Source organism: Sphingomonas mali NBRC 15500 (genome assembly GCF_001598415.1).
GTDB lineage: Bacteria > Pseudomonadota > Alphaproteobacteria > Sphingomonadales > Sphingomonadaceae > Sphingomonas > Sphingomonas mali.
This window is the reverse complement of sequence record NZ_BCYX01000001.1, coordinates 279989-303742: the sequence shown is the minus strand read 5'-3', so window position 1 is coordinate 303742 and position 23754 is coordinate 279989. Positions and strand designations below refer to the sequence as shown.

General features: G+C 65.6%; 16 protein-coding genes. 4 read left to right on the top strand and 12 right to left on the bottom strand.

Translation table 11 applies throughout. The features are described 5' to 3' along the window. Window positions 1–343: 343 nt before the first annotated feature. Window positions 344–655 (top strand): hypothetical protein, encoded by a 312-nt coding sequence (locus SMA01S_RS01355; protein ID WP_169804156.1) that lies wholly within the window; start codon window positions 344–346, stop codon window positions 653–655. Here SMA01S_RS01355 and SMA01S_RS01350 read toward each other — a convergent pair. Genes SMA01S_RS01350 through SMA01S_RS01340 form a run of 3 tightly spaced genes read right to left on the bottom strand, consistent with a single transcriptional unit; the run spans window position 620 to window position 4828 of the window. After that, window positions 620–2821 (bottom strand): CHASE2 domain-containing protein, encoded by a 2202-nt coding sequence (locus SMA01S_RS01350; protein WP_066816480.1) that lies wholly within the window; start codon window positions 2819–2821, stop codon window positions 620–622. The two genes, SMA01S_RS01355 and SMA01S_RS01350, sit on opposite strands and share 36 nt — an antisense overlap. A 4-nt stretch (window positions 2822–2825) precedes the next feature. After that, the gene (locus SMA01S_RS01345) at window positions 2826–4136 is read right to left on the bottom strand and encodes a FecR family protein (protein ID WP_066816478.1); all 1311 of its coding nucleotides are present in this window, start codon (window positions 4134–4136) and stop codon (window positions 2826–2828) included. Next, window positions 4133–4828, bottom strand: coding sequence for a response regulator transcription factor (locus tag SMA01S_RS01340; RefSeq protein ID WP_066816477.1), 696 nt, complete (start codon window positions 4826–4828; stop codon window positions 4133–4135). Before SMA01S_RS01340 ends, SMA01S_RS01345 begins: the two co-directional genes overlap by 4 nt. Window positions 4829–5254: 426 nt before the next feature. Here SMA01S_RS01340 and SMA01S_RS01335 point away from each other — a divergent pair, with 426 nt between their 5' ends. Next, a complete protein-coding gene (locus SMA01S_RS01335; RefSeq protein WP_066816473.1) occupies window positions 5255–5695 on the top strand; it encodes a response regulator in 441 nt (146 codons plus the stop codon). A gap of 193 nt (window positions 5696–5888) precedes the next feature. Here the strand turns inward: SMA01S_RS01335 and SMA01S_RS01330 are convergent, their stop codons facing one another. From SMA01S_RS01330 to SMA01S_RS01305, 6 genes are all read right to left on the bottom strand, one after another. Then, window positions 5889–7910: a glycoside hydrolase family 97 protein gene (locus SMA01S_RS01330; protein ID WP_066816470.1), complete on the bottom strand. Its 2022-nt coding sequence runs from the start codon at window positions 7908–7910 to the stop codon at window positions 5889–5891. A gap of 21 nt (window positions 7911–7931) precedes the next feature. After that, the gene (locus SMA01S_RS01325; RefSeq protein ID WP_066816469.1) at window positions 7932–8960 is read right to left on the bottom strand and encodes a cupin-like domain-containing protein; all 1029 of its coding nucleotides are present in this window, start codon (window positions 8958–8960) and stop codon (window positions 7932–7934) included. Beyond that, window positions 8953–10425, bottom strand: coding sequence for a tryptophan 7-halogenase (locus SMA01S_RS01320; RefSeq protein ID WP_066816467.1), 1473 nt, complete (start codon window positions 10423–10425; stop codon window positions 8953–8955). The genes SMA01S_RS01325 and SMA01S_RS01320 overlap by 8 nt, the downstream gene beginning before the upstream one ends. Beyond that, entirely contained in the window at window positions 10422–11960 is a 1539-nt protein-coding gene (locus SMA01S_RS01315; RefSeq protein WP_066816465.1) for a tryptophan halogenase family protein, read from the bottom strand. Before SMA01S_RS01315 ends, SMA01S_RS01320 begins: the two co-directional genes overlap by 4 nt. Window positions 11961–12034: 74 nt before the next feature. Next, entirely contained in the window at window positions 12035–15451 is a 3417-nt protein-coding gene (locus tag SMA01S_RS01310; protein WP_066816463.1) for a TonB-dependent receptor, read from the bottom strand. Between the two features lie 330 nt (window positions 15452–15781). Next, window positions 15782–17305 carry an MFS transporter gene (locus tag SMA01S_RS01305; RefSeq protein ID WP_245649100.1) on the bottom strand — a complete coding sequence of 508 codons (1524 nt, stop codon included), beginning with the start codon at window positions 17303–17305 and terminating at the stop codon, window positions 15782–15784. Between the two features lie 54 nt (window positions 17306–17359). On the opposite strand from SMA01S_RS01305, the gene SMA01S_RS01300 reads away from it, so the two are divergent. Next, a complete protein-coding gene (locus SMA01S_RS01300; protein WP_066816460.1) occupies window positions 17360–18376 on the top strand; it encodes a LacI family DNA-binding transcriptional regulator in 1017 nt (338 codons plus the stop codon). A 60-nt stretch (window positions 18377–18436) separates the two neighbouring features. Here the strand turns inward: SMA01S_RS01300 and SMA01S_RS01295 are convergent, their stop codons facing one another. Genes SMA01S_RS01295 through SMA01S_RS01285 form a run of 3 tightly spaced genes read right to left on the bottom strand, consistent with a single transcriptional unit; the run spans window position 18437 to window position 22727 of the window. Then, complete coding sequence (locus SMA01S_RS01295; protein ID WP_066816458.1) at window positions 18437–19897, bottom strand: AMP-binding protein; 1461 nt, start codon at window positions 19895–19897, stop codon at window positions 18437–18439. Beyond that, window positions 19894–21333 (bottom strand): amidase family protein, encoded by a 1440-nt coding sequence (locus SMA01S_RS01290; protein ID WP_066816456.1) that lies wholly within the window; start codon window positions 21331–21333, stop codon window positions 19894–19896. Before SMA01S_RS01290 ends, SMA01S_RS01295 begins: the two co-directional genes overlap by 4 nt. Continuing rightward, window positions 21330–22727 carry an MFS transporter gene (locus SMA01S_RS01285; protein ID WP_066816453.1) on the bottom strand — a complete coding sequence of 466 codons (1398 nt, stop codon included), beginning with the start codon at window positions 22725–22727 and terminating at the stop codon, window positions 21330–21332. Before SMA01S_RS01285 ends, SMA01S_RS01290 begins: the two co-directional genes overlap by 4 nt. Window positions 22728–22874: 147 nt before the next feature. On the opposite strand from SMA01S_RS01285, the gene SMA01S_RS01280 reads away from it, so the two are divergent. Beyond that, entirely contained in the window at window positions 22875–23744 is an 870-nt protein-coding gene (locus SMA01S_RS01280; protein WP_066816451.1) for an alpha/beta hydrolase, read from the top strand. Window positions 23745–23754: the final 10 nt, after the last annotated feature.

The window sequence follows — 23754 nt, the reverse complement described above, 5'->3', positions numbered from 1 at the left end:
CGGATAGGGAGGCGGGGCCTGTCGAACGTTGCGATAACGATCGCTGCCTGGCGTGATCGGCGTTTAAGGCGTCGCTAAGCCCGTTAGGGGCAAACCCCCGCCGCAGCCCCGCCGAGTTGAGGCTTAGCCGTGCTTTCGTCTAAGGGCAGGACGCGGGGTCACGGAGAAGGTAATGCGTACAGCATGGTTGGTCGCAGCGGCAGCGCTGTCTCTCGTCGGCGCGTGCACGTCTCCGATGAGCCGGCAAGGCCCTCTGCCGCCGGTGGGAGCGGGGCTGACAGATGCCAGCTATACATTCGCGCCCGCTCCGGGGGATGCTGGCGGCACTGTTATGCAGGCATCCGTGCTGGTGCGCGAGGCTCTGGCCAGCAAAGGATATCGCGAAAGCCCGAACGGTCGTTATCGGCTCGAGATCGGTCTCGCGAACGCGTCGCCCAATGTCGAGGTCCAGCGCCCCGAGCGTAGTGCGGAAACCGTGAAGGGCGCGATGCACCCCATCGTACTCTGCCAACCGCAACGCTACGTCTTGACGGTCGGAATGATCGACCGGACCAATGGCTCGCTATTGTTCCGAAACGCCGCGGCGGCGCGCCACTGCGGCGGCTCGGCGGCGAAGATATTACCCAGACTCGTGCGGGCCGCCGTCAACGGATGAGGGATCGAGCGCCGGAATCGTGAAGATGAAGCGCGATCCGCGGGGCGAGACCGCCTCGTATCGCAGACCGCCTCCATGGCGTTCGGCAACGGTCCGGACGTAAGCCAGGCCGAGGCCGACGCTGAGACCCGGCCCCGCGACCGCCAGCGGGCCGAACCGGCTGGTCAGATCCGTCAACCGCTCCTCGGATATGCCCGGACCCTGGTCCTCGATCCAAATCTCGAACAGCGAGGTCGCTGCGGTTTCGACAGAGTCGATTTCGCATCTGATCTTCGCGCCAGAAGGGCTGAACCTGACGGCGTTGTCGAGCAGGTTGAGCAAGGCGCGGGTGAGGGCGTGGCGCTCACCTGCCACGTAACAGGGCTCGGCTGGTGGCACGACGATCCAGACGTTTTTCTTCGACGCCAGCGGCCATAGGGCGTCGCTTGCCTCCGCGAGACAGTCATGAAGGTCGACGTCTTCCGGACCGAAGGGCGTCTCGCGTAGCCGGGCGAGCTGCACGAAATTTTCGGCAAGGTTGAGGGTGCGCCGGGCGTGATAAGCAATCTTGTCCGCCGCATCCGCCCCGACGCCCGTTTTCGATCCCTCCAGCAACGTGAGGATCGACGCTTGCGGCGAACGCATATCGTGGCTCAGGAATTCGAGTGCTTGCTCGCGATCCCGCTCGACAGCCCTGATACCCGTGATCTCCGCCAGCAGGTGAATCCAGCCACGTCGCGTGCCGTCGGCACCGGTAAGCGGCGTGCGGCGGTGCGAGAAATGTCGTCCATCCGCCGATATCAGATCGTTGGTAGAGGGCATGCCGTACAGCGCATTGCGAACACCGGCATTCTGCGAGAGAAGGGCCTCCGCGTGCCGGTTGGCGACCAGGACATCGCCCTCCATCGTGGTGACGACCAGAGGATCGGCAATTCCCTCCACGGTGTCGGCAACCAGGCGTTTCAAGTCGCGAAGCGCAGTGATCGAGCCGCTCAGGGCGACTGCGTTGCGTCCTGGATGATCCAGCCGGTCTATCGTCGTCGCCACCCACCCGTCGAGGTCGTCCGACAATTGGGACAATTCCCGGGCAACCGCCTTGTCGATCGTGTGCAACCGCCGCCAACCCCATAACGGATACACGAACAGCACGCCGACAAGGCCCGTCGCCGGCGGGATCCAGAGGCCCGCCATGGCGATCAGCAGGACTGGCGCCATAGCGATGAGCCCGAACATCACCAGTGAGGCCACCAATGCCGCAGAGGGTCGCAGGCGCCAAAACAGGAGCAACAGGATGAGGGCGGGCAATGCTCCGATCGCGAGACGTAATGGAAGCGGTGCTTCCCGCACGAACCGGTCGGCCAGCATTGCGTTCAGCAAGTTCGCCTGAACCTCGATGCCTGCCAGCGTACCGGCCCCGGCGACATCGTGACGGTCGCCAAGGCCGCCCGCGGTCGCGCCGACGAGCACGATGCGATCGCGAATAAAGGCCGGCGGGAGTCGACCCGCGAGCACATCGCTGAAGGACGCGGTGCGATAGGCACCCACTTCGCGGTACGGCACCAGTACCGACATGTCGCCGCGCCGAACCCCGCGCTGCCATGCCGGGGACGGCCGTCCGTACGCCAGCCGGAACGTCTGCTCGGCCAGGTGTGGCCAGGCATGCGATCCGTCGTTCACATCAAGCAATGCGGCCCGCGCCTGGCCGTCCGCTTCGTGAGGGAGCGCCACATGCCCGAGCGCCGCTGCGGCACGAGCGATCGGCGGGACGGGAAGCACCGTTTCGAACGGACGACCATTCGCACCCGGCGCCTCGAAAAGAATGGGTAGCGTGACCTTCTTCGCATCGCTGAGGGCTGCGGCAAGCGCCTCGTCTTCCTTTGACGCGCGTGCGGGCTCGGTGAAGAGCACATCATAGGCGATTGCCGCCGGCCGAGCAGCCGAGATAGCCTGGATCGCTTTCGCATGAACGGTTCTCGGCCAAGGCCAATGCCCGAGCGCAGCGAGGCTCGCATCGTCTATCGTGACCAGAAGAATCCGCTCCGAGGCGGGGGGCGCGCGCAAATGCACGATCTGATCATAGATCGCGTCATCCGCCTTGGATGTTGCTCTAGTAAGGGTAAGGCCGACCGTCAGACCCAGCACCAGCAAGGCGACGGCGCACCATTCGACTAGCAGCCGCCGGAACACGTCTTCAGCCCCTCGGCAATCGGGAAGGATCGGTGATCGTGAGCTTTTCAGGCTCGGTCCAGGACTCGGTGATTTCGCCGTCTTCGAGCTGGGCGAGGCCTACACGCCAATAGTAGACGCCTGCCTTCAGCCGCCGCAGAGTGAGCGCATCGCGTTCCAGGGCCACCTCGTCGACGACGAGAGCGCCCTGTGGTGTGTCCCGCCTCAGCTGAAAGCGGTATCGGCGCACGCCGCCGCCCGCCCCGGTCCACCGGAATCGATAGCCGTCGTCCTCAGGTTCCACGGTGCCGCGTATTGAGGCGAGCCGACGCCGGAAGCTGTAGGATTGGGCCATTCCTTCGAGGCCGCTGGCGGCGATCGCTGAGACGCGAACGAAGAGGTTGCCGTTGGGTATATTCGCCAACGCGAACGCGCCATCGTCGGAGAATTGCTCGGCAATGTTGTCGATGAAGCCCGCGTCGGAGGCTATCACAGCCCTGTAGCGTGTTGAGCCTTCCAGCTTGCGCACGCGGAACTCGACCGCGTCTTTCGTCTGCAACGCCGGCGGCTCCTCGAGGTCGGGAGCAGTGAGCAGCTTTTCAACGCGAGATCCGCCCGCTCGATCGAGCGTGGCCCCGAAACTGCGTTCCAGCGTCAGTCTCTTCTCGCTCGCCGAAGATGAAAACGTCACCGTCCCCGCCAGGACCTCGGTGGCTGCTGCGCGGCGCTCGTCCTCGAAGGAGACGCGGAACTCGGTTCCCCGGACCGCCGTCATGCTGATTGGCGTCTGGATTCGGTATCGGCCGGACGGTTGCTCCAGCGGCGTCACCCTGGTCTCGAGCCGGCCGTGCTCGACGTCGATGCGATAGTCGATCGCCCCGGTAAGCAGGATCCGCCGCAGCTCCCGAACACGGACCCGGCTTTGCGACGGGATCACCACTTGCGACCGGTCCGCCAACATTAGTGTCGCGAAGCTGTTGCCCGCAGTGGCGATTTCAGCGCCTTCGCTGATGACGGCGCCGACAGAGGGCACAATTGTCCTGCCGCTCATCGACAGACTCACGGTGCCTCGGTAGCCCGCCAGACGTGCCGGTTCGACTTTGAAGCGCAACCAGGTTCGAGGGATCCGCAGCGTGCGGCCCACCGGCAGTCGCTTCGGATCGCGGATTGCCGCCAGCCGCAGCAGAGCTTCCCAGCGGCGCTCCGGCACAAGAAAGTTCCGGCTCAGCCCGTAGAGCGTATCTCCTCGCCGGATGACATAATAGATAATGTCGTTCTGCGGTTGGGCGGGTGCGATGGCGGCGGCGTGCGCGGCGACCGCGAGTAAGATGCTCAATTTTCCGCCCCGAAACGCTCCAAGCGGTAACCATAGCCAGATATGGCGACGATCCGGTAGCCGTTCTCCGGGGTCAGCTTGAGCTTCGTTCGGATTCGGGAGACGTGCATGTCGAGCGTTCGCGTCGAGAGGTCGGCGGCGCTCTGCCAAATCGTCTCCAGCAGATAGCTCCTCGAAAGTGCGCGGTGCATGTTCTCGAAAAGGGCGAGCGCGAGCTGGAACTCCTTCGCGCTCAGTGCAAATTCCTCGCCACCAACGCTCACCCGTTCTGTCAGGCGATCGAAGGCATAGGTTCCGAATTGCAGGATCCGGTCTTGTGCGGCCACGGGCACCGCGCGGCGAAGGACCGCCTGTACCCGTGCCACGATTACCGCGCCGGTTTCCGGTTTTACGACATAGTCGTCCGCTCCCGCATGGAGCGCCGCGGCAACGTCGTCCTTGTCCGACCGGCTCGTGAGCATGATGATCGCGGTTGCGCGCGAAACCGCGTCGCGGATCGATCGCAGCAGCTCCATCCCCGAGCTGTCGGGCAGATTCCAGTCGAGCAGGATCAGGTCGAAAGTCTGCCTTCGCAATGCGGCGAGAAGGGAGGCGCCGTTGCGAAACCCGGTGCACGAATGCCCTGCGGCGGCGAGTGCTGCCGACGCATATTCGATCACGCTTTCATCGTCATCGACTACCGCGATTCGCATGCAAGGCCCTTGCGCGAACTCAATAGGGCTCAGCCATAAGCGCCCCAGCCAGTTGCCGGAAATCGGGCAAGCGATTGCTGTGCCGTCCTGCGCAAAGGGTTCCGAGCGATAGCGGTGTGCCTGACCGTCGGTGGTTCACTCTCCTGCAAGGGGTGCTGCTCCGCGACATGCGCCGCTGCTAGCAACAGGGCCGAAGAGCGACAATCGCGGGCTTGTAAACAATTGTAACGCCCGGGGAGCTTCCGTCTCTTGCTCCGTAAACAGTTGTAACGCGGGGGTAACGCAACGATCGCGTCGTTGTAGGACACTTCTCAGCTCTGTTTGAAGGCACTTGGCCCGGCACGGACCGACCATCGAGGTAGCGGGCGCGCTCCTTCGGCTTCGGGTCTTCGTTGCAGGACATGGTACCGTTGGAGAAGGTTGCCGATGCTCACGAGCCGTTCGCCAAACACCCCAATCGCCGCGATTGTCGAGGACATGCCGCTTCTACGGAGGCAGGCGCGGGAGACGGTCGAGGAGCTCGGATTTGAAGCGAGGGAGGCGGCCAGCGTGACCGAAGCCATCTCGATCATCGAGGCAATGGCCCGGCCCCTTTCGTTGTTGGTTACTGACGTTGAAATGCCGGGCGAACGCCATGGTCTGGGTCTCGCCTGGGAAATTCACGAGCGATGGCCGGCAACGCGCATACTGGTCGTTTCCGGTAACAGGTCTTTCGCGGCGGTGCCGCTGCCTCCTGGGGCGCTCTTTCTTGCAAAGCCATTTGGAGCGGCGCGATTGAAGGCGTGCATACACGCCTTGTTCAAGGGCTCGCGACGTGGATCGATGTCTGCCCCTCCAGGCCGGTTGGATTTGACCAAGTACGGTTAATGCGTTGGCGCAAAGCTAAATGTAAAGGCGCGCGCCATGCCGTCATTTGGCGGATATTTCCTCCGACTATCGCCGTCGCGGACCGCCCTTTTCCACATCGTTCGCCTCGATGCCCACGCGCGCTGCGCGTCTACGTGCGAGTGGGGGAGGAATGGGGAGCAGGCAAGATCCCAGTGAGGGCGGGCCCTAAAGGTCATCCGATAAGGCGAAACCGGATCGCGGTGCCGCCGCCGGGGGCCAGGTCGAGTGTCAGCACATCCTTCGCGGTGACGACTTTCTTCTCGATCGTGATCGCCAGCGGGTTCACGCGGTAATCCGCATTGGGGCCGTCGCGATAGATCTGTGCCTCATACTTCTTACCCGGCGCCAGGAAGCCAAGCGGCTGTTCGAGGGCGCGCGCATTTTCGTCGGTTATCGCGCCGAGGAACCAGTCCTGCCCGCCGCGCGGCTGGCGCGCGACAACGACGTAATCGCCGATCTCCGACTGCAGCGTTTTCGTGGTTTCCCAATCGGTCGGCACGTCGCGGATGAACTGGAACGCGGCCAGGTTCTTCTCGTAATTCTCGGGCAGGTCGGCGGCCATCTGGATCGGGCTGTAAACCACGACATATTCCGCGAGCTGCGTCGCCAGCGTCGACTGCACGCGGCGCGTCACGTCATCCTTGCCATGCGCGATGTCGAAAATCCCGGGGGTGAAGTCCATCGGCCCGCCGAGCAGCCGCGTGAACGGCAGGATGGTCATATGCTCGGGCGGATTGGTCGGCACGCCCCAGGCATTATATTCCTGACCGCGCGCGCCTTCGCGGGCGACCATGTTGGGCCAGGTGCGGCGGAGACCCGTATCCTTGACCGGCTCGTGCGCATCGATCGCGATGCCGTATTTGGCGGCTGTTTCGGCGACCAGTAGATTGTGGCGCACCATGAATTGCCCGGCGAACCATTCGCCCTTGCCGTCGCGGTCGAGGATGTCGCCGGCATGGCGAACATAGCCGGTTTTCACCGCGCGGACGCCATAGCGCTGGTAGAACTTCATCGCGTCGTCGAGCTGGTTCTCGTAATTGATCACCGCGCCGCCGGTCTCGTTATGCCCGATCAGTTGGACGCCTTTCGACTTGGCGTAAGCGGTGATCGCCGCGATGTCGAAATCGGGATAGGGCTTGGTGAAGCTGAACTTGTCGCCGTTGGTGATCCAGTCGCCGTCCCAGCCGAGGTTCCAGCCCTCGACCAGCACGCCGCTGAACCCGTATTTGGCGGCAAAATCGATATAGCGCTCGACGTTGGCGGTGGTGGCGCCGTGGCGCATGCCGCTGCCCCAGGTGGTCTTGTCGAGATGCATTTCCCACCACACGCCAACGTACTTGCCGGGGGTGAACCACTTCTGGATGTCGGGGATCTTGCTCGGCTCGTTGAGGTTGAGCTCGATCCGGCTGTCAGCCAGCGCACCCGGTGTTTCACCGATCAGCACCGTTCGCCACGGCGTGGTGAACGCCCCGGTCTTCTTCGCCAGCGTGCCGTCGGGCCACGGCATCAACCAGGCGGTCAGCGTGCCTTCGCCATTGGCCTGCAGCAGCATCGACGGGAAATCGATCATCGCCGCTTCATGGAACGAGAGGTACAGGCCGTTGGCGCCCTTCATCGTCAGCGGCGTCTCGGCCAGGGTGATGCGGCGCGCGTCGGTCTGGGTGTAGAGATATTCGTCGCGTTCCTGGCCCAGGCCTTGATACCACCACGCCTGATAGGCGCCGAGCGTATGGAATTGGGTCCGCTCGGCCGTGACCGCGACCTCCTGTCCGGCGGGGATGCCGGCGTAATCGTAGCGGAAGCCGAAGCCGTCATCGAACAGGCGGAAGGTGACATCGACCGCCTTGTTGAGCGCGGTGTCGCCGCTCAGCGTCACGGTCAGCTGGGTGTGATTGTCGCGGATCACGCGCTCTTCGCCCCAGGGCTGTTCCCAACTGGTGTTGGAGGTCGCGCGGCGCGGATTGCCGATCGCGGTGTAGCGCGCCGCGGGCTCGCCCTTGAACGTCAGGCCGAGTTCGGACGGCGCGAGCACCACCGCGCCCTTGCGCGTGACCTCGTACAGCGCCTGGCCGTTATCGACCCACACGCAGACCTCGATCACCTTGCCCGGTGATTGCGCGCATTCGCGCGTGGCGGCCGCTGCGGAGGCGGTCCAGCCGAGCGCGGCGATCAGGGCAAGCGAGCGAAGGATCATCGGGTCTTTCCTTGGGGAGGGTCAGGAGGATTTGAGGGCGGCGGCGCGAAGCTGTTTGCGCAGCGCCGCGCGGGCGGAAGGGGAGAACGGGCCGAGCGGCCCCTGCAAAGGCGCGGGGATATGCGAGAGGACGTCGCCGCGCTCGGCGAATACGTATGCTGCGACCATCTCGCGCCAATAATCGCGCTCGCCCGGTGGCAGGTCGCGGAACGCGAGCAAGGCGGTCAGGAACGCGTCATTGGGTTCCTCGCTGCCGCCCCACCAGTAATTGACCATCGCGTTATACGGATCGAGCGAGGTGACATGATGCCACCAATAGCGTGGCATGAAGAGCGCCTCGCCCGGCTCGAGAAGGGCGAGGCGTGCTGCCGCGATCGCCTCCGCATAACGCGGGAAGCGCGCGAGATCGGGCGCTTCGGGGTCGACCAGTGACAAGCGCGGCGGAGTGTCGGGCGGGCCGACATAAAGGTTGCTCACCTGATCGGGCGGGAACAGCACGAAGCGGCGCCGCCCGGCGAGGACGCAGGCGAGGTTATGGTCGCGATCGTTGTGCGTGCGCGTAAGCACCGCGCCGCCCAACCACAGCCGCGGGCCGATGCCGGGCAGCAGCGGCATGGCGTTGTGCTCGACGAAATCGGGCATGGCCTGGTCGAGCCGCAACATCTGGATCGCGACCGTCGGCGCGTCGGGCTGACCGATCAGGGCCTCGATCCGGTCGAGCGTCGCGCCGAGCGGCGCCTGACGTTTGGTGAAAGTGAATTCGCGCCTATCGGGGCCGTAAGCGAATTGGCCCTTGTGGCGCGCGGGCGCCTCCATCACCGGAACAGGCGCGCCGCGATCGAGGCGGCGGAAATAGCCGCCGAGCGTCGCTGGCCCCTGTATCCCGGCCGCGAGCGCGGGCCAGGTGTCGAACAACCGCTGGACGATCACTGGCTCGCCGGCGGCGACGATCGCGGCGAAGTCTTCCGCGTCGGTGACGCAGCGTCTCTCGACCAAGGGCAGGCTGTCGAGCGCGGCCGGATCGCGCGCCAGGCGGACGGGTTCAACCATCGGCCGTCCCCAGTGCCTGGGCATGCGTCGGCTGACGCAGCACGGCGTCCTTGACGAAACCCAGCATGGCGCGGAACTGCGCCTTGACCACATCAGGAGCTGTCGCGTCGATCCGCGGCGGATAGCTTTCGGGCGCAAGGCCCAGCCCGATCAGCAGCGCGCGCCAGTTATCGGTCGGGATGCTGTCATCCTCCATCGGCGGCACCTCGCTGCGCGCGCGGAAGGTCGCGACGATATGCGCGAGCTCGGGCGGCGGCGGCGCGGCGCGGCCGCCGTCCCAGAACGCGCCGGGGTAGGGCGCGAGCATATAGAAGGCGGCCTGGTAATCGCGCAGCCGTTCGAACGAGGAGCGCATCAGACGATTATATTCGTTGCGGCTCGGCTCGGCGTCCTGCCCGGCCGGGAAATAGGTCAGCAGCGTGACGAGACCGAGCTGGACCGCGTGGAGGTCGAGATTGTGGATCGGATCGAGCGCGCAGGCCGCGCTGCCGATCGCGACGCAATTGTGCGCCCACGGCTGTTCGCGCCGCCCCGGCTCGGACGGGCGCAACACGGCGTCGCCGAGCGCAAGCCCAGTGGTCGCGCCGAGTTGGTCCAGCGCGGCCTCGGGCTCGGTAAGCGCGCTCGAAAAGGCGTGGATCACATGGGTCGCGGCCTGGGTGGGGTAGAGTGCCGCCCATCCCGGCGGCCAGGCTCGCAGTTCGGCATAGGTCGGGATCGGCGTGAAGGGCTGCGCGCGCGCCGCGAACACGAGGTCGGCGGGGAAATGCGCGCGCCAGCTCTGCTGGCCGACCCCGAGCGTCTTGCCGATCAGCGCGGCGTCGCTGCCGGTTGCGTCGACGAACAAGTCGGCCGGGACGCGGTCGCCATCGGCGACCAGGGCAGTGATGTTGCCGCCGTCTCCGCGCTCGATCGCGATGTGGTTGGCGGTGCGCATCGTTACGCCGATCCGCGCGGCGACGCTCTTCAGCCCGGCGGCATAGGCGATGGCGGGCAGATGATAGCCGTAATCGGCGCGGCCATAGATTTCGCTCGCCTCGTCGGGGATCATCACCCGGCCCTGGCGCGCGGCGGCAGCGGTCAGCGAGAATTGCTCGAGCGCGACGTCGAGCCCGAGCGCGCGCGCCTTCACCCAATAAGGGAAGAAGTCGTTGCCCTCGATCTGCGTGCCATAGGCGCCGTACGCATTGAGGAAATATCCGTGCCCACCGAGCATGTCGCGGAAGTTCTGCCCGAGGGAAAAGGCCCCACCGGTCGCGCGCAGCAGCCCGGCTTCGTCGAGCCGCAACCTCGTGTGGAGCGCTTCGATTCCCGGCAATGTCGCATAGACGTCGCTGACGTGGAGCAGGCTGGGTAGTTCGATCGCGGTGATCGCGACGCCGGCCGCAGCCTGGAGCACGCTCGCCGCGAGCCAGAGCGGCGCATCGCGGCCGAGCAGGACGAGGCTATCGACGCGGGCGCTCACGCCGCCGGCTCCAGCGCGGGGGCAGGGCAATAGGATCGAATGAAGTCGCCATGCCCGGTCATGTCGGCGGCGTTGACCTCGATCCGATATTTGAGGTCGGCGAGCCTGGCCGCGAGATCGTCGAGCGGGACCGCCTCGGCCAGCGGATTCCAGGCGGCGGGCAGCACGCCCTGACCGACCAGCACCGCAAGCCAGCTATCGCGCGAGAACAGGCCGTAGCGATAATCGGGCGCGGCGGCCGAGGCGCGGAACAAGGCGATCTTGTGCGCCAGGCTCTCGGGCAGCTCCATAGTGCGGACATGGTCCCAGAGCGGCTGTCCGTGCCGGCGGTTGGCGGTGTAGTGGAGCACCAGGAAATCGCGGGTGCGGTCGTAATGCACCTCGAACAAGCGGTTGTATTCGGCCGCCAGCCGCGGATCGATTCCGCTACGGCGCGTCGGCATCAGGCCGATCAGATCCATGACCGCCGCCTGGATCAGGAAGATCGAGGTCGATTCGAGCGGCTCGAGGAAGCCGCTGGCGAGGCCGACCGCGACGCAATTGCCGGCCCAGGCGGCGGTTCGGCGCCCGGCCTGGAACCGCAGCAACCGCGGCTCGGCGAGCGGCGGCGCGTCGAGCGCACTCATCAGAACGTCGCGGGCGCGCTCCTCGTCGGTGAAGCGGCTGGAGAAGACATAGCCGTTGCCGGTGCGATGCTGCAGCCCGATCCGCCACGTCCATCCCGCTTCCTGCGCGGTCAGCCTAGTGAAGGGGAGCAGCGGCTCGGTGCGCATGTTGGGGACGGCCAGCGCACGATCGCAAGGCAGCCAATGGCTCCAGTCCTGCCAGTCGACTTCCATCGTCCCGCCGACCAGCAGCGACCGGAAGCCCGAGCAGTCGACGAACAGGTCGCCGGCGATCTCGGCACCCGATGCCAGCATCAGCGACGCGACATGGCCAGTGCCATCGTCGCGCCTGACATCGACCACCTTGCCCTCGATCCGCTCGACGCCAAGCGGGATGGCCCAGCGGCGCAGGTATTGCGCGTAGAGCGCGGCGTCGAAATGATAGGCGTAAGCGTAGGTCGCGCGGATCGACTTCGGGTCTTCGTTGGGAAATTCGAACGCGTTGTTGCGGCACGCGGCGATCGCGAACGAATAGTCATGCAACTCGGACGCGCGCCCGGCAGCGTGCGCGCGTGCCCAATGATGCTGGAAATCGACTCCCGCCCAGGGCTCGCCGAACGTACCGAACGGATGGACGTAGCGCTCGCCGGGCCGGTCCCAGCCGACGAACTCGATTCCGACCTTGAAGGCGGCCTGGGTCTCGCGCATGAACTGCGCCTCGTCGACCCCCAAAGTGTCGTTGAACACCTTGATATGCGGCAGCGTCGCTTCGCCGACGCCGACCGTGCCGATCTCATCCGATTCGATCAGCGTTATCGAATAGTCCTGCGCGGGCAGCAGCTTGACCATCGCCGACGCCGCCATCCAGCCGGCGGTGCCGCCTCCGACAATGACGACTTTGAACGGTTGTGGTTCTGGTGCCGGCGTCATGACGATAACTTTCCCTCACAAAAAACAGGCGTCGCCGTACCTGGAAGGGTGGTGGCGACGCCCAGTGGAGGAAATCAGAACTTGAACCGACCGCCAATCGAGAAGCGGCGGTCGACCACGCCCCAATTGGCATCCATGAACACCGGTTTGGCACCTGGCGTCGCCTTGGAGTCGCCGAAGATCTGCTGCTGATAGACAGTACGCGTATTGAGCAGGTTCGAGCCTTCGACCAGGAATTCGAAATTCTTGACCACCGACACGCGCAGCGATCCGTCGAGGAACCCTGCGGCCTTCTGGAACACCGGCAGGCCGACACAGCAGTCGAGGTTGTTGGTCAGGAAGCGCGAGCGCCAATTGTACGCGACGCGGAGCGCGACCGGGCCCTTTTCGTACAGGCCGACCAGGTTGAACGAATGTTTCGAAATGCCCGCCAGCATGTGCGAGTCGATCACCGCGCCGCGTCCGCCGCTGACGTCGAGGCCAGCACCCTGGCCGCCGGTGCCGCCCGCGTCGAGCGCGCCCACCGCGATCAGGTTTGAATTGTTGATCCCAGATTGCGAGACGAAGGTGTAGTTGGCCTGGACGCCTAGCCCCGACAACAGGCCGGGCAGGAAATCGAAAAAGGTCTGATAGCCGACTTCGAAGCCCTTGAGCTCGCCGCCGCTCTTTTCGTTGCGAGGGCCGCGCAGCAACACCGTCTGGGTCGAGCCGTTATTGGTGAACTGGCGCTCGAACTGGCCGTACGAGATCGCGTTGTGCAGCTTCTTGTAGAACAGGTCGATCGTGAACGAGGACGACTTGCCCATATAGCGTTCGAAGGTCAGGTCGAACTGGTCGGCGGTCATCGGCTTCAACCCTGCATAGCCGGACTCCGCGTTGAACACGAAATTGTAGCCGGTGACGTTGGCCGCAATGTGCGCGGCGGTTGGCGAGTTGTAGACGATATATGGCGAGTCCGGCCCGGTGTTGATGATCGGCGAATTGATCGACACGAAGTTCCTGAGCAGCCCGAAATCGGGCCGCGACAGGCCGCGCGAATAGCCGAAGCGGATGTACGACTTCGAATCGAGCCCGAACCGGATGTTAAAGCTTGGCAGCACGTTGGTGTAGGACGCCTTGAGCGTGTTGGGCGAGCCGCCGCCGGCGGCGAAGGCCAGGACTTGCGGCGTCAAATAGCAGCTCGGCTGGACGATCGCGGTGCCGGATATCGGGGTCGCGCAGGACGGCAGCAGGTTTAGCGCCGTGTTGGCCGGATACGCAACCGCGCCGTCGCTGGTCACTTCGGTGCGGATCACGCGGACGCCGATATTGCCCTTGATGCGCACGCCACCGCCAAAGATCGGCTGATCACCGCCGAAATTGAGCATGGCGTAAGCGGCCTTGGTCCGTTCCGACGTTCTGGTCACTTCCGACGGCGTGAAGCAATTGTCGACCGTCGCCTCGGGTCGGTCGCAGATCGCGGTATAGCCAGGCGCGATCGGCGAATTGGTGGTCGCGCCGCTTAGCGACTGGAGCAGCTTGGGGAAGTTCTGCAGCGTGTCGCGGTTCAGATAGACCAGTGGTCCGTTATTATAGGCGCTGCCATTGTAGAAATCACTGCCCAGGCTGGTCGATTCCCAGATCCCCGCGCCATAGCCCTTGAAGTTCGAATTGCACGCAGCCGTCGGGTTGGGCGAGGTGTTGTCGGCGTTGAAACCCGCGCCGTTGCAGTTCCAGCTTGCCGCGATCGGCGTCCAGTTGAAGGTCGAATAACGCACCGTCTGGTTGCGATCGGCATAGCGCACGCCAACCTTGAGCGAGTCGAGCCAGCTGCCCTTGTCGAAATCGTATTGCAGATCGCCCTTGAACGCCCATTCGTCGGCGTCATTGTCCTCGACATGGCCTTGAATGAAGGGGATCCAGTAATTGTGCGGATTGGCGAGCCCGCCGGCCGCGTAATTGACGTTCGATCCGGGCAGCAGCTTGATCTCGGGGGCGTTGCCGTCGGTCAGGCTGTACTGGTAATTGGCCATCGATCCGACCGCGACCAGGATATCGTTATTGTTGGTCGACGCGGTGATGCGCTGGCCGTCGAGCGTCAGCTTCAGATTGTCGGTGATCTTCCAATCGATATTGGCCGAGAAGTCGCGCGTGCCTTCGCTATGGTCGAAGTTGCGCGCTTCGTTCTGGAAATAGAGGCCGTCGCGCAGCGTCGTGCAATGACCGGTGCCGCAATTGTTGACGAACGGCATGCCGGGCACCGCCGAACCTGTGTTGATCGCATCCTGATCGTTGCCGCTCCAGCTTCCCCCCCAGCTGCCATGGCCTTGGGTCAGCACGCCCGATTGCAACATGCCGTTCGACCCGAAGACCAGCGCTCCGCTCCCGTCGGCCGCGCCGAGGATCGTCGAGCTGCGCGGGTTGAATGCCGGCGTGCCGTAAGCATTGCCCTCTAGGATCGCGTGCGAGGCGCGTTCGAGCCAGGCGTTGTGATATTTCGAATCGGTGTATTGGACGGTCAGCAGGAAGCGTTCGGACTTGTCCTGGAACTGGCCGGCAAGCGCGATGCCGCGCCGTGTGCGGTCGTAATCGACCTGCGAATAGCGGATGCCGTCGGGGGCATAGGCCCAGCCGGTGCCGCCGAATGGATTGGCGGTACAGCCGATCGTGCCGTTCGAGCCGACATTGGCGGTGCCGTCGGGCTTGAGCGCTCCTGCCGAACAATAGGTGTCGATCTTGTCGAAGATCACGCTTTCGGTCCGCGTGATCACGTGGCTGCGCGCGAAGTCGGCGAGGAAGCCGAACTTGCCGATCTCGGTGTCGAACGTGTCGCTGATCAACGCCGAAAATTCGCCGGTCCATTTCTTCGACCGGTCGCCGTAATTGGCCTTGGCGTTGCCGGTGACGACCAGCCCGTTCTGGTCGAACGGCAGGCGCGTGCGCAGGTCGACCGTGCCGGCGATGCCGCCCTCGATCATATCGGCGGTCAAATTCTTGTAGACGTCGACGCGCGACATCAATTCGGGCGAGATGTCGTTGAAGTTGAGCCCCCGCGCGGCATCGGCGGAGAAGCTGTCGCGGCCGTTGAATTCGGTGCGCACCTGGGTCAGGCCGCGGACCAGCACGCCAGCGGCTTCACCCGAGGGATGGGTCGAATCGTCGGTCGATTGCAGCCGCGAGACGGTGATGCCGGGGACACGCGACAAGGCGCCCGACACCGAGGTGTCGGGGAAAGCGCCGATATCGGTCGCGCTGATCGAATCGACGATCGTCGCGGCGTTGCGCTTCGTCTCGGCTGCATCCCCCAGTGCGCGGCGCACGCCAACGATCAGGATGTCGTTATCGTCGGCGGACGAAGAGCCGGTATCGGCTTGCGGCGCCGCGATCGGGCTGGTGGCGTCCGCCGGCGCGGTCTGCGCGCTCGCGCCGGTCGCGGCGAAGATCGCCAGCGTCATCAGCGAGGTGCCGGCCCACAAAAGACCGCGGCCGCGGCTCGAACCCAGTTGTTTCATCGATCACTCCCCTAAAGCACGCCTCTCATGCGGAGGCTTTGTCCCCTTGCCTGCTCGCCGGAAGTGCATGTCCGGCGCGCGGCGCGAATCACCTTGTGTGGAATCGTTGCGGCGCGTCGCTGCGTGCCATGGCCCCTTCATCCCTCCTGTGCGGCCCGGCTTTTGCGGTGCGCGCGACTCCATCGGTTGCAATTCTGTGCAACGATTTGCGCTTTGTTGCGTAAATTTCCGTAGCGCGCAAGTGCTGTTTTAGCGCCGAGTCTCTAGTGAGTCGTCAATTCCGGAGAATGTTGCGCAAGTTCGTCAATGCAATATTTGCATAAACCGATTTCACGCGTCGGGGATGGTAATCGCGGTCAGTGCCGCCGCCGCCATCGCTCCAGCGGCAAGGCCCAGGGCAAGGATCGCCTGATTGCCCAGCCAGCGATGGACGATCGCGCCGAGCACGGTCGCGGCGACCAATTGGGGCAGGACCAGGAACATGTTGTGGATGCCCATATAGACGCCCATCTTGCGCGGCGGCACCGCGCTGGCGAGCATCGCGTACGGCAGCGACAGGATCGCCGCCCAGGCGCAGCCGATGCCGATCGTCGGCAGCCACAGCCAGAGCGGATCGTCGATCAGCATGAACCCGCCCAGCCCCAGCGCGCCGAGCGCCAGGCTGAGCGCATAGACGTTGCGCCGTCCGATGCGTTGGGCGAGCCAGGGCAAAGCCAGCGCCGCGATCGCCGCCACGCCGTTATAGCCGGCGAACAGCACGCCCACCCAGTCGGCGCCGGCATTGTACGCCGCCGAACTGGCGTCGGTGGTGTGATAGTGATGCGCGGCGACCGCGGGAACGGTGTAGATCCACATCGCGAACAAGGCGGTCCAGGTGAAGAACTGGACCAGGGCGAGATGCCGCAGCATGCGCGGCATGTGCAATATGTCCTCGACGATCTCGAACACGCCGAGCGAATGCCGCCCGCCGCGTCGCATCGCCACCGCGGCGAGTTGCGCGAGGCCGAACAGAAAGGCGATCGCGGCCAGCACGTAGATTTCGCGCTCGAGCTGCTCGGTGAAGGCGAAGCCCGCGATCGCGCCGCCGCCGAGCATCCACAATGTTCCGCTCAGTGCAAGCGTCGCCGCGCCGGTCGTGGTCGGCACCGCGTGGTCGATCAGGTCGGGCGCGTCGGCAGCAAGACTTGCCGGCGGGCGCTCGGTCGTGGTGGCGACCGTCCGGGTGACCGCGGCGAGCAGGCCGACCGCGCCGATATAGAAAGTGAGGCGTACCGAGGGCGGCAGCAGTCCAGGCGCGGCGGTCGCGGCGACCCCGAACCAGTGCGTCAGGATCCAGGGCAGCGCCGAGGCGAACACAGCGCCCGCGCCAATGAAGAAGACCTGCACGGCAAAGCCTTCGGTCCGCTGCTCCTCGGGCAGCGCATCGGCGACGAGTGCGCGAAACGGCTCGGCGGCGATATTGATCGAGGCGGTGAGCACCCACAACGCCAGGCTCGCGGTCCAGATGCTCGCGGCATTGGGCATCGCGACCAGCGCGATCGCGGTCAGGATCGACCCTGCCAGCAGGAACGGGCGCCGCCGCCCGAGCGGGCCCCAGGTGCGATCGCTCCAATGCCCGATTAGCGGCTGGACGAGCAGCCCGGTGATCGGCGCCGCGATCCACAGGATCGGCAATTGGTCGAGCTGGGCGCCCAATGTCTGGAAGATCCGGCTGGTGCTGCCGTTCTGCAGTCCCCAGACGATCTGCACCCCGAACAGGCCACAGCACATGTTCCAGATCTGGCCGATCGTCAGGCGCGGCCGCCGTATCGGCGCCGGTGCTGAAATGCCCGCGTCCCCCTCGTTCGCTTGCAAAACCTGCCCTTCGCTCCTTAAGTCGGCGCCGGTTAGCGGGTCAGCTTGAGCGTAATGGGCACCAACAGCAACAACAATACGACGCTGCAGGACCTCGCCAAACTGGCGGGCGTCTCGGTGTCGACCGTGTCGCGCGCGCTCAACGATGAGCCGGTGATCAGCGCCAAGACCAAACAACGCATCTGGGCGCTGGCGCGCGAGCACGATTATCCGTTCCGCCATTACATGCCGGCCGCACCAATCGGCGCCGAGGGCTCGATCGCGATCGTCACCCCGCACATGCGCGGGCGGCCGGTGCCGCTGACCCACCCGTTCTTCCTCGAACTGATCGCGCAGATCGGCGAGGCGGCGAGGGCGCGCGCGTGCGACTTCATCGTCAGTCACACTTCGCCGGAAAATTACGACGACCTGGTTCATGCCGTCACCACCAGCCGCGCGAGCGGGGTCATCTTCCTGGGGCAGGGCGCCCTGCACGAGCAGCTCAACCAGCTCGCGACCTCGACCAAGGGGCGGTTCGTGGTGTGGGGCGCGCATATGGCCGGCCAGAAATATTGCTCGGTCGGCTCGGACAATGTGCTCGGCGGGCGGCGCGCGACGCTGCATCTCGCGCGGATGGGTCGGCGCAACATCATGTTCCTGGGCGGCAGCGACCCCGAGGCGTTGCAGCGGCGCCGCGGCTATCTGGAAGGCGTCAGGGAAAGCGGGCTGGAGGCCGACCCCAAATTAGTCGTGGCGGTCGAGTTTGAGCTGGAGGCGGCTGAGGCCGCGGTGGCGCGGCTGCTCCATCGCGGTGTGGCGTTCGACGGCATCGTCGCGTCGAGCGACCTGATCGCCCTGGGCGCGATCCGCGCGATCAAGCGCGCCGGACGCACCGTGCCGGGCGACGTGTCGGTGGTCGGCTATGACGACATGCTGCTCAGCCGGTTGAGCACGCCGACGCTAAGCACGATCCGTCAGGACACTGCCGAGGCGGGGCGACTGCTCGTGTCACGCGTGCTTGATTTCTCGCCGGACCATTTGCCGGTGCACTTGCCGACCGACCTGATCGTTCGCGAATCCTGCGGCGGGTGAGGGAGCCGGTATCACCTGCGAAGGGCAGGGGACCCTCCCGGCCGCCTGCTCTCCATGATCCTATGCCGTTGGGGCGACGCGCTCCTCGCGCAATGCCGCGCGACGCACTTTGCCGGCGTCATCGCGTAGAGTGCCATCTACCCGCTCATAGGTTTCGGGGCATTTGTAGCCCGCAAGCCGTGAACGGACGAAGGCGTCGACTTCCCCGATCGAAAGCTCGCCGACTCCCTGGATGATGGCGTGGACGCGCGCGCCATAGTCCTCGCAGGGCAAGCCGATCACAACGGCATCGACGATCGCCGGATGCTCGGTCAGCACCGCCTCGACCTCGGCCGGATAGATGTTGACGCCGCCGCGCAGGATCATGTCGGTGCGGCGGTCGGAGAGAAACAGGAAGCCGTCTTCGTCCAGATAGCCGAGGTCGCCCAGCGACATTCGTCCTTCTCGGTCGAGGCGGGGTTCCGCGCCGATATAATGGAACCGCGCGGCGGCGTCGGCATGGAAGAAGATCTCGCCGACTATTCCGGGCGGGCAGGCATCGCCGCTGTCGTCGAGGACGGTCAGCAATTCGCGCCCGGCCTTGCCGACCGATCCGGGCTTTCGGAGCCACTCCTCTCCCGTGATGTGGATCGCCGCGCCCTCGGTGCCGGCATAGATTTCGAGAATGCGATCCGGCCCCAGCCAGTCGATCCAGGCGCGCTTGAGCCAAGGAGGGCAGGGCGCGGCCAGATGCACTACACGCCGCAGCGATGACAGGTCGTAGCTCTGCCTGACGGCGGCGGGCAGCGACCAGATCCGATGCATCATCGTGGGGACGAGGCATATCCACTCGACCCGCTCGCGTTCGATGAGGCGCAGCGTTTCGACCGGATCGAACCGCGCCATGCCCACCACCCGCGTTCCCGCCAGCAGCGCCAGCGCCGTGAACAGGAACGGTGCATTGTGATAAAGCGGTCCGGGATTGAGCATCACCCCGCCGGACGGCATTCCGGCCAATGCCAGCAGCGCTTCCATCCGCCCGTCGAGGCGCGCCGCGGCATGATCGACGATAAGCTTCGGCCGCCCGGTCGATCCGCCGCTGCCGACGGCTTTCCAATGCGCGGCGGCGAGGTTGCCTGGAAGATCGACCGATGCATCGCCTTCATCTGGCGCAAGGCGCGGTATGCCAGGGATCGGCTCACTGCCGTCGTCGATCAGCAGACGTGGCCTTGCCAGTTCGAGGATCTGATCGAGCTCGCGCCCGGGAAGCTTTCCCGAGAGGATGCAGGGTGTCGCTCCCGCGCGCCATGTCGCAAAGCTGCTGATGTGGTGATCGATGCCATTGGGCAGCGCTATCGCGACGAGGTCGTCGGGCAGGACGCCACGGTCGATCAATTGCCGCGCCCGCGCTGCACTGCGGGTCTCGAGCGCCGCCCAACTGAGTGTGTCGCCGCCGTAAGTTATCGCCGGGAGCCTGGCCTGCGGGCCGGATGCATGCCGCTCGAGGATGCTGCCGAAATCGGGCGCGGCGTCGGCGCTCATCGATCGTCCTTCGCGGGATCGTCTCCTACCCAGATCGGCGGTGTGTGCCGCCACCATTCGACCGCGGCCTCTAGCTGATAGGCGAGGGCGAGCAGCAGCGCTTCGCCGCCTGGGCTGGTCGCGAATTGCACGCCGACCGGCAGGCCATTATCGCTGAAGCCCATCGGCAGGCTGATCGCGGGGGTCCCCGCGAAATTGTCGATCCAGCAATAGCCGGCGAAATCGAGCAGATGATCGCGCTGGTCGAGCCACGCGATGTCGGGACCGAACACGCCGACCCGTACGATCTCGGTGCTGAAGGTCGGCGTCATCCAGATGTCGATGGCATCGAACTGACCGAGATAGGCCGCGACCATCTGCTGCGCGCGATCCCAGCCCAGGGCGTAGCGCGCGTCGTCGATTCGGTTGCCCGCCGCGACCAGCGTGGTCGAACGATGTTCGAGATCCTCGGGCGCGATCGCGACGCCGAGTTGCTCGGACAGGAGGCCGAGGCGGCGCGCGAACATGCCTTCGGTGATGTCGCTGAGCGTCGCCATCGCGGTCGGCCCGTCAAAGGGCAGCGCGTCGTCGACGACGCGATGGCCGAGCCGTCCGAGCAGATCGACGGTTTCGGCGAACACGCGCGCGACGTCCGGTGCCGGCGGTGCTCCGGTGCGCATGACGGTGGAATAGGCGCGGATGCGCAGCGCGCGATCGACCGGCGCGGTGACGACCGGAAGCGGCGCGAACGCGGCAGCCGGGTCGCGCGTCTGCGTCGCTTCGATCCACATCGCCGTGTCGCGCACGGTGCGGCTGACGCAGCCGTTGACGGTGAGGTCGACGATCGATCGCATCGCCTCTTCGCCCGCATTGCGGCCGCGCGACGGCTTGAGCCCGACCAGTCCGCACGGCGCCGCGCCATGGCGGATCGAGCCGAGGCCGTCGCTGCCATGCGCGACCGGAACGACCCCCGCCGCCACCGCGGCGCCGGCGCCGCCCGAGGAGCCGCCCGGCGAATAGGCGGGGTTCCAGGGATTGCGCGTCGGGCCGACCAGCGGCGACTCGGTCACGACGTTGAGGCCGAATTCGGGAATCGCCGATCGCGCGATCGAGATCAGGCCGGCATCCGCCAGCGCTCTGGTGTAGGGCGAATCGTCCGGTGCGACGAAATCGCGCAGCGCGGCCGAGCCCCAGGTCGCGGAGACGCCCTTCTCCATGACCATGTCCTTGATCAGGGTAGGAATCCCGGCGAGCGGGCCGGTTCGCGGCTCCAGCGCTTGCGCCCGGGCGCGCTCGAACGTCGGACAGGCGATGAAGTTGAGCCGCGCATTGGCCGTCTGCGCGCGGTCGATCGCGCGATCGACCAGCATCGTCGAGGTGACCCGCCCGCTATCGAGCGCGTCGCGCATGGCGGTCATGTCGTCGAGGCGAGGGCCGACGGCCTGGTCTGTGGTCACGCATCGTCTCCCGACAAGTTGGATCGGACGGCGCCAACCGTCGCGGCATAGGGCGCTCGCGCGAGCGCGATGAACAGAGCCGAGGCGATCAGCGACGGCAAGGCAACGATGGTCATCGCCTGCAGCATGCCGCGCGGGCCTGTCATCAGGCTCGATAGCGCGCCGATCGCGACGGGCGAGACGGCCAACGCCATCCCGTTGGTGATGCCGAGCAAGGCAAGCACGCGCGACCGCAGATGCGGAGGGGCGACATCCTGGAGCAGGCCGGGCATTAGCGAGGAGGCGGCGATTCCCGCCATGCCGATGACCGCCGCCAGGACATAAGCCTGCAATGTCGAGCTGACGAACGGCAGGAACGCGGCGGGTATCGGCGCCACGAAGATGAAGATGGCGGCCAGCCGGATCGGATCGAGCCGCGCGGCGCGCTGTCCCAACCTGAGCACCAGTGGCGGTAGCAGGATGCCGACGAGCGTCGCGATCATGATCGCCGTGCCGAGGCCGAGGCCGACCGTCGTCGGGTCGATGCCGAACGCCCGCGGCAGCGCCAGCGGGAACCACATCACGCAGGATTGCATGGCGACCCCCATCGCGAAGATCGAGCCGAACAGGCACAGCAAGGCGCGCCAATGCGCCCGGGCATAAGGAAGGAACGCCTGCATCGCGGCGCCGCCGTCCGCTCCGCCGCGCGAGCCGCGGGTCATCCCCTTGCCCAGCGGCATGGTCGCGACGAGCAAGGTGAACAGCGGTCCGAACAGTGCCACCACCATCATCGCGATACGCCAGCTGTCGACGCCGGCAAGCCAGGCGGGCAAAGCGTGCTGCGATCCCGCGAGCCCGTGCAGCATCGCGCCGCCCAGCGCCATGCCGAGCCCGCTGCCGAGCATCGATCCACCATAAAAAATGAAGTTGGCGGTGTTGCGCTGACGCTCGGGGAACAGGTCGGGGATCATCGCGAAGATGATCGGCGCAAGCCCGGCTTCGCCGATCGCGATACCGACCGTGCCGATGAACAATCCCCCGAAGCTGCTCTGGAACGCGCAGAAGCCCGTCGCCAGTGACCAGACGGCGACGCCGATCGCCAGGATGAAGCGGCGTCCGTGGCGGTCGGCCAACCATCCCAGCGGATAGCTGGCGAGGCTTGCGAACACCGCCATGCCGAGGCCCTGCAACATGCCGATCTGGAAGTCGCCGAATCCCAGGGACGCCTGAAGCGACGGCGCGATCAGTCCGAGCATCTGTCGCGCGACAAAGGCGAACAATGTGGTCAGCAACAGGACCACGAGCCCATACCATGCGGCAGCCCCGGCGCCGGCCGTGCTTGCGATTGCACTGAACGCGGGTGGATGGGCGGGCGTTCCGAGCGCCATCGAGGCCGGCGAGTCTCCGCTGATCATCCTGTTCTCTCCCCGACTCACGGCGCCAGGCGCCGGGACGTTTCGTGATCACAAAATAAACAAGTTGACTTTATTGTAAAGTGAGCAGATCAAATGCGCAGAGGTTGTGGCCCAAGCGTTATTTGGCCGGCCCGGAGGAATGGATCGATGGGATTCTCCGTTCGTGCATCGCTCGAGCAATTCTCCCTCCCGCATCCCTCGGGCGCGGGACAGTTGAAGATCAGCGTCGCGGCGCCGGCCGTTGTGCCGGAGGCCGGCGCCCCGGTTCTCTACGTGGTCGACGGTGACGTGCTGTTCGGGATCGCTGCCGAGCTTTCCCGCACGCTCACGAGCGTCGCGGGGTTTCCACCTTATTACGTCGTCGGGATCGGCTATGACGCCGATTATGCCGATTTCCTGAAGCTGCGAACCGCCGATTTGACGCCGTTGCTGAGCGACGAAGCGGCGGCGGGGATGGGCAAGGTCGGGGCAGCGATCGGGGCCGACCGCAATGGCGGCGCCGGCGTCTTTCTCGATTTCCTGGTCGATACGCTGCGCCCCCAGATCGCGGAGCGCTATCCAGGCACGGCAGCCGCCACGCAGATCCTGTTCGGCCATTCGCTGGGTGGGCTCTTCGCCAGCGATGCGTTGCTCACCCGGCCCGACGCCTTCTCGGGGTTCATCATCAGCAGTCCGTCGCTGTGGTGGGACGGCTTTTCGATCCTTCGGAAACTGCCCGCGTTCGCGCAACTGCTCGCCGGTCAGCCGCGTCAGCCGCGGGTGTTTATCGATGTCGGCGGCAAGGAGCAGGACCCGCCGACCAACGTCCCCGAGGGGATGGGCGTGACTATCGAGGAAGCGGGGGCGCAGATCATGTCCGCGCGCATGGTCGATGCCGCCCGCGAATTTGCCGAGGCACTGAAGCACGCCGGCGTCGCGGACCTGAAGCACATGGTTTTCGCGGACGAGGATCATGTCTCTGTCGCGCCGGCGGCGCTGATCCACGGCATGCGGTTCGCGCTGGGCGAGCAGGATTGAGGCGGCGGTA

Bases quoted from the DNA above. Each gene is read 5' to 3' on its own strand.
- SMA01S_RS01325 (WP_066816469.1), bottom strand. From the start codon at position 8,960: ATGGTTGAACCCGTCCGCCTGGCGCGCGATCCGGCCGCGCTCGACAGC.
- SMA01S_RS01285 (WP_066816453.1), bottom strand. From the start codon at position 22,727: ATGATCAGCGGAGACTCGCCGGCCTCGATGGCGCTCGGAACGCCCGCC.
- SMA01S_RS01330 (WP_066816470.1), bottom strand. From the start codon at position 7,910: ATGATCCTTCGCTCGCTTGCCCTGATCGCCGCGCTCGGCTGGACCGCC.
- SMA01S_RS01335 (WP_066816473.1), top strand. From the start codon at position 5,255: ATGCTCACGAGCCGTTCGCCAAACACCCCAATCGCCGCGATTGTCGAG.
- SMA01S_RS01315 (WP_066816465.1), bottom strand. From the start codon at position 11,960: ATGACGCCGGCACCAGAACCACAACCGTTCAAAGTCGTCATTGTCGGA.
- SMA01S_RS01340 (WP_066816477.1), bottom strand. From the start codon at position 4,828: ATGCGAATCGCGGTAGTCGATGACGATGAAAGCGTGATCGAATATGCG.
- SMA01S_RS01310 (WP_066816463.1), bottom strand. From the start codon at position 15,451: ATGAAACAACTGGGTTCGAGCCGCGGCCGCGGTCTTTTGTGGGCCGGC.
- SMA01S_RS01280 (WP_066816451.1), top strand. From the start codon at position 22,875: ATGGGATTCTCCGTTCGTGCATCGCTCGAGCAATTCTCCCTCCCGCAT.
- SMA01S_RS01295 (WP_066816458.1), bottom strand. From the start codon at position 19,897: ATGAGCGCCGACGCCGCGCCCGATTTCGGCAGCATCCTCGAGCGGCAT.
- SMA01S_RS01300 (WP_066816460.1), top strand. From the start codon at position 17,360: ATGGGCACCAACAGCAACAACAATACGACGCTGCAGGACCTCGCCAAA.